Source organism: Actinacidiphila acidipaludis, from assembly GCF_019890725.1.
GTDB classification, from domain to species: domain Bacteria; phylum Actinomycetota; class Actinomycetes; order Streptomycetales; family Streptomycetaceae; genus Actinacidiphila; species Actinacidiphila acidipaludis.
Genome location: NZ_JAINZZ010000076.1, coordinates 22,512 through 32,241, shown reverse-complemented (window position 1 = coordinate 32,241; position 9,730 = coordinate 22,512). Strand labels below are relative to the sequence as shown.

The 9,730-nt window shown below is 73.3% G+C and carries 9 protein-coding genes; 1 reads left to right on the top strand and 8 read right to left on the bottom strand.

The genetic code is table 11. The features are described 5' to 3' along the window. Positions 1 to 166: 166 nt before the first annotated feature. The gene (locus K7862_RS33610; protein WP_222968932.1) at positions 167 to 1,036 is read right to left on the bottom strand and encodes an ABC transporter permease; all 870 of its coding nucleotides are present in this window, start codon (positions 1,034 to 1,036) and stop codon (positions 167 to 169) included. Positions 1,037 to 1,119: 83 nt separating this feature from the next. Between K7862_RS33610 and K7862_RS33605 the strand changes: the two genes are divergently transcribed. Beyond that, positions 1,120 to 1,740 (top strand): TetR/AcrR family transcriptional regulator, encoded by a 621-nt coding sequence (locus K7862_RS33605; protein WP_222968930.1) that lies wholly within the window; start codon positions 1,120 to 1,122, stop codon positions 1,738 to 1,740. Between the two features lie 308 nt (positions 1,741 to 2,048). Here K7862_RS33605 and pheT read toward each other — a convergent pair whose 3' ends face one another. From pheT to infC, 7 genes are all read right to left on the bottom strand, one after another. After that, positions 2,049 to 4,544: a phenylalanine--tRNA ligase subunit beta gene (gene pheT, locus K7862_RS33600; protein ID WP_222968928.1), complete on the bottom strand. Its 2,496-nt coding sequence runs from the start codon at positions 4,542 to 4,544 to the stop codon at positions 2,049 to 2,051. Then, entirely contained in the window at positions 4,544 to 5,665 is a 1,122-nt protein-coding gene (gene pheS / locus K7862_RS33595) for a phenylalanine--tRNA ligase subunit alpha (protein WP_222968927.1), read from the bottom strand. Before pheS ends, pheT begins: the two co-directional genes overlap by 1 nt. Before the next feature lie 149 nt (positions 5,666 to 5,814). Next, positions 5,815 to 6,966, bottom strand: coding sequence for a sensor histidine kinase (locus K7862_RS33590; RefSeq protein WP_222968925.1), 1,152 nt, complete (start codon positions 6,964 to 6,966; stop codon positions 5,815 to 5,817). Between the two features lie 40 nt (positions 6,967 to 7,006). Beyond that, a complete protein-coding gene (locus K7862_RS33585) occupies positions 7,007 to 7,864 on the bottom strand; it encodes a TrmH family RNA methyltransferase (RefSeq protein ID WP_222968938.1) in 858 nt (285 codons plus the stop codon). Positions 7,865 to 7,987: 123 nt separating this feature from the next. After that, positions 7,988 to 8,371, bottom strand: coding sequence for a 50S ribosomal protein L20 (gene rplT / locus K7862_RS33580; protein ID WP_018564305.1), 384 nt, complete (start codon positions 8,369 to 8,371; stop codon positions 7,988 to 7,990). Positions 8,372 to 8,469: 98 nt separating this feature from the next. Then, positions 8,470 to 8,664 carry a 50S ribosomal protein L35 gene (gene rpmI, locus K7862_RS33575; protein ID WP_069466421.1) on the bottom strand — a complete coding sequence of 65 codons (195 nt, stop codon included), beginning with the start codon at positions 8,662 to 8,664 and terminating at the stop codon, positions 8,470 to 8,472. Between the two features lie 108 nt (positions 8,665 to 8,772). Next, positions 8,773 to 9,405 carry a translation initiation factor IF-3 gene (infC, locus tag K7862_RS33570; RefSeq protein ID WP_222968936.1) on the bottom strand — a complete coding sequence of 211 codons (633 nt, stop codon included), beginning with the start codon at positions 9,403 to 9,405 and terminating at the stop codon, positions 8,773 to 8,775. Positions 9,406 to 9,730 lie beyond the last annotated feature (325 nt).

The window sequence follows — 9,730 nt, the reverse complement described above, 5'->3', positions numbered from 1 at the left end:
GGGGCGGCGCCGCGGCCGGCCCCCCGCGCGAGGGACTTCTGCTGGCGCCCCCCCCGGTGCAGGCCGCCCCCGGCCCCCCGGGGGGGGGGCGGGGGGCGCGGGGGGGGGGGGGGGCGCCTCCCGCCGTACCGTCTCGGTCTCGGTCGTTGTCTGCTCAGCCGATGGTTCAGCCACGTCCGTACTCCTCCTCGGACGACCAGAAGAACGCGTACCCGGCCCCCGCGGCCACAGTCGCCCAGATCAGTGCGAGCGGCCACACATGCGGAGGAAGGCGGGTCCCGGTCACGGTGTCGATCAGGGCGTACCGCATCAGGCTCACATAGATGAGCGCCGGATTGGCCTGGAGCAGCCGCGTCAGGGCGTGCGGGGCGCCCGCGGTGATCCGGGACAGGTCGTAGAAGATCCCGGACACGTACATCCAGGTGCGCAGCAGGAACGGCAGCAACTGGGCGAAGTCCGTGGTGCGGGCGCCGACCCGGGCCAGGAACAGCGCCAGCCCCGCGTTGAACACGGACTGCAGAAGCAGGGCGGGAACGGCCAGCAGCCACCGGGCGGTGACGGGGACGCCGTCGGCGACGAGTACCACGGCGAGCACTCCCAGCGCGAGCAGCAACTGCCTGAGCTGCACCAGAGTGGCCGCCAGCGGAAGGCTCGCCCGGGGGAAGTGCAGGGCTCTGACCAGGCCGAGATTGTCGGTGAGCGAGCGAGCGCCGGACAGCGCCGCGGTCTGCGTGAAGGTGAAGACGAAGACGCCGGTGCACAGGAACGGGATGTAGTCCGGCACGCCGCGCCCGGCGCCGAGCAGCTTGCCGAAGACCAGGAAGTAGACCCCCGCGTTGAGCAGCGGGGTGAGCACCTGCCAGAGCTGGCCGAGCCGCGCACCGGAGTACAGCGCGGACTGGCGGGCGGCGGCGAGTGCGGTGATGAAGTGGCGGCGGCCCCACAGCCGGCGGGCGTACACACCCGGGCTCGGGCGCGCGCCGCTGGCCGTCAGACCGTGGGCCGCCGCGTAGGCGGCGGCGGGAGATGCGGGCATGGGGTGACCGTAGGCGGATCAACGATGGAACGCAACCGTTCCGTCGTAACGTGTCCGTCCCGACGTTGGGCTAGGCTCGTCCCATGAGTACGGATGCGCGGGGGGCAGGCGGGAGCGCGCCACGGCGGGCGCCGGCCGGTGCGGCGGTGTTGCGCGAGGACAAGACGGAGGCGATCCGGGCGGCGGTCTTCGCCGAGCTGGCGGCGGTCGGCTACGGCCGGATGTCGATGGAGGGGATCGCCCGCCGGGCGGGGGTCGGCAAGGCCGCGGTGTACCGCCGGTGGCGGTCGAAGCTGCCGCTGGTGCTGGATCTGGTGCCGGCCGTGGCCGCGGGCGGGCTCCCGGTGCCGGACACGGGCACGCTGCGCGGTGACGTGCGGGAGCTGCTGGAGGTGGCGGCCCGCGCGCTGAGCCACCCGATGGCCGCGCAGATCGTCCCCGACCTGCTGGCGGAGGCCGCGCGCAGCCCCGAGATGGCGGAGGCGCTGCGGAGGGCGCTGCGGGAGGCGTACGGGGGGATCGCGGAGGCGGTCGTCCGCCAGGCCGAGGCGCGCGGTGAGCTTCCGCCCGCCACGGATCCCGAGCCGGCCCTCGCCCTCCTCGCCGGCCCCCTCTACTGGCACGTCTCCGTGATGCGGGCCCCCCTCCCCCCGCCCACCCTCGACCACTTCGCCCGGTCCATCACCGCCGCCCTGCAAGCCTGACCCGGGCGGCCTTCCAGGAGGCGCGAGGAACCGCGCGACCAGCCACCCACCGGCAGACGGCCCGGGCACAACCGCCACCACCCCATCGGGGCCGGCCTCCAGGGACGCGGGGAACGGCGCGACCAGCCACCCACCGGCAGACGGCCCGGAGACGACAGCCACCACCCCACCCGGGCGGAGCCCTGAGCCGCCCGGGCGGGGCCCTGAGCCGCCCGGGCGGGGCCCGGAGATGGCGACGCCCGGGCGGACCGGTGCGAGGGCAACCGGTCCACCCGGGCGGGTGGCGCAAGGAACCGACCCCGGAGGGGCTACGCTCCGCGGAGGCTCGCCCCGGTCCGCTCGGCCGCGGCCGCGACCGCCGCATCGCGCGCGGCGGACGCCTCGTCCGCCGTGAGCGTCCGGTCCGCCGCCCGGAACCGCAGCGCGTACGCCAGGGACTTGCGGCCCTCGCCGATCTGCGGCCCGGTGAAGATGTCGAACAGCCGCAGCGACTCCAGGAGCTCACCGGCCCCGTCGCGCAGCGCGCGCTCGACGTCCGCGGCCGGCACCGACGCGTCGACGACCAGGGCGACGTCCTGGGTGGCGACCGGGAACGTGGAGACCCGCGGTCCCGTCACCGGTCCGCCGGCCTGCGTCTCCAGCAGGTCCAGGTCCAGCTCCATCGCGCTGGTCCGCTCGGGCAGCCCGAGCGCCTTGACCACGCGCGGGTGGAGCTCACCGGCGTGCCCGACGACCTCCTCGCCGGCCAGCAGCACCGCGCACCGCCCGGGGTGGAACGGCGCGTGCTGGTCCTGGCGGACGGTCAGCTCGACGCCGGCCTCGCGGGCCACGGTCCGCGCCGCCTCGATCGCGTCGGCCCAGCTCGCCGGGTGGCCCTGGCCCCACCAGCCGGCCTGCTCGCGTGCGCCGGCCAGCGCGACGCCGACCCGGCGCGGCTGGTGCGGCAGCGCGGCCTCCAGTGCCGCGACCTCCTCGGCGGTCGGCCGCCGGTCGACCGGGAGCCGCGGCGGGGCCGCCTGCTCGCCGGAGGGCCGGAAGACCAGGCCGGTCTCGAAGAGCGCCAGGTCGTGCGCACCGCGGCCGTGGTTGCGGCGCAGCGTCGCCAGCAGCCCGGGCAGCAGCGTGGTGCGCAGCAGCGGCTCGGTGTCGTAGAGCGGGTTGGCGAGCCGCACCGTGCGGCGCCGGTCGTCGTCGGCGTCGAGGCCGAGCTGGTCGAAGATCTCGGCGCCGACGAACGGGTAGCTGGGCGCCTCGACGTAGCCGGCCCCGGCCAGCGCCCGGCCGACCCGGCGGCGCAGCCGCTGGGACTCGGTGAGCCCGCGGGCGGACGGCAGCTTGGGCAGCGTGGAGGGTAGGTTCTCGTAGCCCTCGAGCCGGATGACCTCCTCGGCGAGGTCGTTGGGGAAGCCGAGGTCGGGCCGCCAGCTCGGCACGGTGACGATCAGCTCGTCCGAGCCGTAGACGTCGCAGCCGATCTCCTGCAGGCGGCGCACGACCGTCTCACGGCCGTACTCGGTGCCGGCCACCCGGTCCGGGTGGTCGGCGGCCATGGCGATGGTCCGCGGGGCGGACGGAGCGACGACCTCGGTGACGCCCGCGTCGGCCTTGCCGCCGGCCAGCAGCACCAGGAGGTCGACGGCGCGCTGGGCGGCGGCCGAGGTGGCCTGCGGGTCGGTGCCGCGCTCGAAGCGCCGGGACGCCTCGGAGGCCAGCTTGTGGCGGCGTGCGGTGCGGGCGATGGGCACCGGGGCGAAGTGCGCGGCCTCGATGACGATCTCGGTGGTGCCGGAGTCGGGACCGGCCTCCGCGATCTCGGTGTGGGCGCCGCCCATCACGCCCGCGATGCCGATCGCGCCGGAGTCGTCGGCGATCACCAGGTCCTCGGCGTCGAGCGTCCGCTCGGCGTCGTCGAGGGTGGTGATCTTCTCGCCGGGCTCGGCGCGGCGCACGGTGATCGGGCCGGTCAGCCGGGTCCGGTCGTAGGCGTGCAGCGGCTGGCCGACCTCGAACATCACGTAGTTGGTGATGTCCACGGCCAGCGAGATCGGCCGCATGCCGACCTTCTGCAGCCGGCGCTGCAGCCAGATCGGCGAGTGCGCCTCGGGGTTGACGCCGGTGACGGTGCGGGCGGTGAAACGGTCGCAGCCGAACGGGTCGGCGACGTTCACCGGGTAGCCGGAGGCGTTCGGCCCCGGCACGTCGATCAGCGCGGGGTCGCTCAGCGGCAGCCCGTAGGCGATCGCCGTCTCGCGGGCCACACCGCGCAGCGACAGGGCGTAGCCGCGGTCGGGGGTGACCGCGATGTCCAGCACCTCGTCGACCAGCTCCAGCAGGGCGACCGCGTCGGTACCGGCCTCGTGCTCCGGGGGCAGCACGATGATGCCGTCGTGGTCGTCGCCCATGCCGAGCTCGCGGGCGGAGCAGATCATGCCGTGCGAGACCCGGCCGTAGGTCTTGCGCGCGGCGATCTGGAAGTCGCCGGGCAGCACGCCGCCGGGCAGGATCACCACGACCTTGTCGCCGACGGCGAAGTTGCGCGCGCCGCAGACGATCTCCTGGGGCTCGCCGGTGCCGTTGGCGTCGCCGACGTCGACGGTGCAGAAGCGGATCGGCTTCTTGAAGCCCTCCAGCTCCTCGATGGTCAGCACCTGGCCGACGACCAGCGGGCCCTTGAGCCCGGCGCCGAGCTGCTCGACGGTCTCGACCTCGAGGCCGGCGGAAATGAGCTTGGCCTGGACGTCGCGGCCGGTCTCACCGGCGGGCAGGTCGACGTACTCCCGCAGCCAAGAAAGCGGGACCCGCATCAGATCTCCATCCCGAACGGAAGGGTGAAACGCACGTCACCCTCGACGATGTCTCGCATGTCCTCGACGCTGTGGCGGAACATCAGCATCCGCTCGATGCCGAAGCCGAAGGCGAAACCGCTGTACTTCTCCGGGTCGACGCCGCAGGCGATGAGCACCTTGGGGTTGACCATGCCGCAGCCGCCGAGCTCGATCCAGCCTTCGGAGGAGCAGGTCCGGCACGGCCGGTCGGGGTTCCCGACCGAGGCGCCGCGGCAGACGTAGCAGAGCATGTCCATCTCGGCGGACGGCTCGGTGAAGGGGAAGTGGTTCGGCCGCAGCCGGGTCGCCATGCCCTCGCCGAACAGCGACACGACCATGTGGTCGAGCGTGCCCTTGAGGTCGGCCATCGTCAGGCCCTCGTCCACGGCCAGCAGCTCGACCTGCGCGAACACCGGGGTGTGGGTGGCGTCCAGCTCGTCGGAGCGGTAGACGCGGCCCGGCGCGATCACGTAGACCGGCAGCTCGCGCTGGAGCAGCGCGCGGATCTGCACCGGTGAGGTGTGGGTGCGCAGCACCACGCCGGACTGGTCGGAGCCGTCGGCGCCCTGGACGAAGAAGGTGTCCTGGGTCTCGCGGGCCGGGTGGTCGGGCGGGAAGTTGAGCGCGTCGAAGTTGAACCACTCCGCCTCGACCTCGGGGCCCTCGGCGACCTCGTAGCCCATGGCCACGAAGAGGTCCTCGATCCGCTCGGAGAGCGTGGTCAGCGGGTGGCGGGCACCGGCCGGCACGCGGTCGTAGGGCAGCGTGACGTCCACCGACTCCTCGACCAGCACCCGGGCGTCCCGGTCGGCCTCCAGCTCGGTCTGGCGGGCGGCGAGCGCCTGGTTGACGGCGCCACGGGCCTGGCCGACCCGCTTGCCGGCGTCGGCCTTGGCGTGCGGCGGCAGCGCGCCGATCTCACGGTTGGCGAGCGCCAGCGGGGAGGTGCCGCCGGTGTGCGCGGTCTTGACGTGGGCGAGGGCGTCCAGGTCGGGGGCAGCGGCGATCGCGGCGAGCGCCTCGTCGCGCATCCGCTCGATCTCTTCGGGCTTCAACGCCTCGACTTCCACAGGGTCGTACGACTTGTTCGGTGCCGACATCTCTTCCCGTTCCGAATTGGATGACTGCGGCTCTGCCCGACCGGACACATGCCAAAGCTTGAGTCTACTGGCCTGGGGGGAGCCCGCTTCCTTGCAGGCGGCGGCGCCCGTCGGGGCGGTCCTGCGCGATCCTCGGAGCCGGCTGCGGCTCAGACCAGGAACGCGGGGGCCCCGACGGGCAGGGTAAATCGGAACTCGGCTCCCCCGCCGGGTGCGCGGCCGACCGCGATGGTGCCGCCGTGGGCCTCGACGATGCCCTTGACGATGTAGAGGCCGAGACCGGTGCCACCGCGCTTGCTGCCCCGCCAGAAGCGGGTGAAGACGCGGCTCATGGACTCCTCCGGAATGCCCGGGCCCTCGTCGCTGACGGTCACCGCGGTCCCGGTGGGCCGGTCGTCCCGCGGCGCCGAGGAGGGCGCTATCTCGATGGTGACAGTTCCGTCGCCGTGACGCACAGCGTTTTCCAGCAGGTTTCCCAGCACCTGGTCGATCTTGTCGGGGTCGGCCCACAGCGCGGGCAGCGGCCGGCTGACGTGGATCCGGAACCGGTCGGCGGGCTGGCCCGCGGCGACGTGGCCGTCGACGTGCCGCCGGACGGCGCCCGCGATGTCGACGGGCTGGCGGCGCACCTCCAGGCGGCCGGAGTCGATCCGGGAGATGTCCAGCAGCTCGGCGATCAGCCGGGTCACGCGGTTGGCGTCGGCGTCGACGGTCTCCAGCATGAGCTTCTTCTGGTCCTCGGTGAACCGCTCCCACTTGGCGAGCAGGGTCGCGGTGAACCCTTTCACCGACGTGAGCGGCGAGCGCAGCTCGTGCGCGACGGTGGCGATCAGCTCCGCGTGGCTGCGCTCGGTGCGCCGCCGCGCCTCGGTGCCGCGCAGGGTGACGACCAGGCGCCGCACCGGACCGGCCGGGTGCTCGCGCACATAGCGGGCGGCGACCAGCACCTCGCGTCCGCCGGGCAGCAGCAGGTTGCGTTCGGGGTGGCCCGAGCGGATGGCCAGGCCGGTGTACGGCTGGGTGAGCGCCCACCAGCGGCGGCCCTCGAGGTCCTCCAGCGGCAGGGCCTGCTCGATCGGGCGGCCGAGGACGTCGGCGCCGCGCAGGGCGGTGATCCGGGCGGCCGCGGCGTTGAAGACGACCACGCGGCCGCCGTCGTCGGCGACGATCAGGCCGTCGGGGAGGTCGTCGGGGTCCAGGCCCGGCCCGCTGACCGGCCCGAGGAGGTCGTGGGCGGCAGGCCGCTGGGCGGTACGGCCCGCGTGTGCGCCGCGAGTGCCGTTCTGCGGCACGACGTCCATGCCCGCCACCCCCTCTCAGGGCCCCCGGGCCGCCACCCTACTAGGTCTTGGTGACGCTGCGGCACCCTCCGGGTGCGCGCTGCGCCCGCGCCGATGCGTACAGGCAGACCGCCGCGGCCGTGGCGAGGTTCAGACTCTCCGCGCGCCCGTGGATGGGCACCTTGACGACCGCGTCGGCCAGCGCCCTGGTCTCCTCGGGCAGTCCCCAGGCCTCGTTGCCGAAGATCCAGGCGGTGGGACCGGCCATGGCCCCCTCGTCCAGCTCGGTGTCCAGGTCGCGGTCGCCGGCTCCGTCGGCGGCCAGCACCCGGACGCCCGCGGCCCGCAGCCCGGTCACCGCGTCGGCCACCGGGACGCCGACCGCGACCGGCAGGTGGAAGAGGCTGCCGGCCGAGGCGCGGACGGCCTTGGGGTTGTAGAGGTCGACGGACGCGTCGGTGAGCACGACCGCATCGGCGCCCGCGGCGTCCGCGCAGCGCAGTACGGTGCCGGCGTTGCCGGGGTCGCGCACGTGGGCGAGCACGGCGACCAGCCGGGGGCGGGCGGCGAGGATCGCCTCGAACGGCGTGTCGAGGAAGCGGCAGACGGCCACCAGGCCCTGAGGGGTGACGGTGTCGGAGATCTCCGCGATCACCTCGGGGGTCGCGGTGAGGACCGGCGCGCCCGCCTCCCGGGCCGCGGCCACGAGGTCGGCGTGCCGCTGGGCGGCCTCGGGCGTGGCGTACAGCTCGATGAGGGTGCGGCCGCCGGCGCCGCCGGGGTGCGCGATCGCCTCCCGGACGGCCTGCGGCCCCTCGGCGAGGAACCGCCGCTCCTTCCCGCGGAAGCTGCGCTTGGCCAGCCGGTGGGCGGCGGTCACCCGCGTGGATCGCAGGGAGGTCAGCTCGGGGGTCGCCACTGGGTTGCTCACACTTCTCCGGGGCGCTGGGCCGGGCCCGTCGCACGGCCTTGGACAGACCACGGGCCCGCAGGGGTCACACCCACCGCGGGCCCGGGTTCACGCATGGTGCGCTGTCAGGCGTCACGCCGCCTTGGGGGCGTTCACGTCCGAGGGCAGTGCCTTCTGGGCGACCTCGACGAGGGCCGCGAAGGCGTTCGCGTCGTTGACCGCGAGCTCGGCGAGGATCTTGCGGTCCACCTCGACGTTGGCGGCCTTCAGACCCTGGATGAAGCGGTTGTAGGTGATGCCGTTGGCGCGGGCAGCGGCGTTGATCCGCTGGATCCACAGCTGACGGAAGTCGCCCTTGCGCTTCTTGCGGTCGTTGTAGTTGTAGACCAGGGAGTGGGTGACCTGCTCCTTGGCCTTGCGGTAGAGGCGCGAACGCTGACCGCGGTAGCCGCTGGCCTGCTCGAGGATCGCCCGGCGCTTCTTCTGGGCGTTGACTGCCCGCTTGACGCGTGCCACTTGGTAACTCCTTCTAAGGGACCGCGGGGGTGCTCACGCGGTCCGAAAGCGAATGGGGTCCCGGATCGGGACGGCGCGCCCCGGTGGGGGCGCGGCGGTCACTTGCCGAGAAGCTTCTTGACCTTCTTGGCGTCCGCCGGGGCCACCTCGACGGTGCCGGTGAGGGCCCGCGTCTTGCTGGACGGCTTGTGCTCGAGCAGGTGGCGCTTGCCGGCACGCTCGCGGAGCACCTTGCCGGAGCCGGTGATCTTGAAGCGCTTGCTCGTACCGCTGTGCGTCTTGTTCTTCGGCATGGCGCCGTGGTCTCCTCGTCGCTGGCCCTCCCGTCCGCCGGTGGGCGCACGGAGAGCGTCAGTCCTGCATTACCGACCCGGAGCCGGGGGCTCCGGGATGTTCTCGTCTCAGCCGGCGTCGGCCGGGGGCTCGGCCGATTCGGCGGCCGGCGCCTCGCCGGCCGAGTCGCCCTGGCGCTCGGCCTTGCGGGCCGCCTGGGCCTCGCGGGCCTCGGCCATCGCCTCGGTCTTCTTCTTGTGCGGACCGAGGACCATGATCATGTTCCGGCCGTCCTGCTTCGGGTTCGACTCGACGAACCCGAGGTCGTTGACGTCCTCCGCGAGCCGCTGCAGCAGCCGGTAGCCGAGCTCCGGCCGGGACTGCTCGCGACCACGGAACATGATCGTGATCTTGACCTTGTCGCCCTGCTTGAGGAACCGGACGACGTGACCCTTTTTGGTGTCGTAGTCGTGCGGGTCGATCTTCGGCCGGAGCTTCATCTCCTTGATGACCGTGTGCGCCTGGTTCTTGCGCGCCTCACGGGCCTTCATGGCCGACTCGTACTTGAACTTCCCGTAGTCCATGAGCTTGCACACGGGCGGACGGGCGTTCGCCGCGACCTCGACCAGGTCGAGGTCGTACTCCTGCGCAAGCTCCAGGGCCTTGGCAAGCGGCACGATGCCGACCTGCTCGCCACTGGGACCGACAAGTCGCACCTCGGGAACGCGAATCCGGTCGTTGATGCGGGGCTCGGCGCTGATGGGGCCTCCTCGGTTGCACCACGCGGCTGACTGGCCGACAGCCGCGCTGAGTCTGTCTTCGTCCGACCCCGTACTCCGGGCGTGAAAAAACGCCCCGTACGGTTCACAGGCGGGGCTCCTCACAACCGGGAGCACCGCCGCGTTATTCCGCGGGGCGCATCGGACGGCGGTGCATCAGCGGCGCTGAGCCGTACCGTCTGACCGGAACCCGTCGACCTGAACGGTCGACCAGGTGGGAGATCGGAGCTCCACTTGATGGCCGGGCACGCAGGTGTCCAGCCGGTCGTTCAGCCAGCATAGCAGCGTGGGGCCAAAGCCCGTAATC

Coding starts and splice junctions, on each gene's coding strand:
- rpmI (WP_069466421.1), bottom strand. CDS start 8,664: ATGCCGAAGAACAAGACGCACAGCGGTACGAGCAAGCGCTTCAAGATC.
- K7862_RS33610 (WP_222968932.1), bottom strand. CDS start 1,036: ATGCCCGCATCTCCCGCCGCCGCCTACGCGGCGGCCCACGGTCTGACG.
- K7862_RS33605 (WP_222968930.1), top strand. CDS start 1,120: ATGAGTACGGATGCGCGGGGGGCAGGCGGGAGCGCGCCACGGCGGGCG.
- pheS (WP_222968927.1), bottom strand. CDS start 5,665: ATGTCGGCACCGAACAAGTCGTACGACCCTGTGGAAGTCGAGGCGTTG.
- pheT (WP_222968928.1), bottom strand. CDS start 4,544: ATGCGGGTCCCGCTTTCTTGGCTGCGGGAGTACGTCGACCTGCCCGCC.
- K7862_RS33590 (WP_222968925.1), bottom strand. CDS start 6,966: ATGGACGTCGTGCCGCAGAACGGCACTCGCGGCGCACACGCGGGCCGT.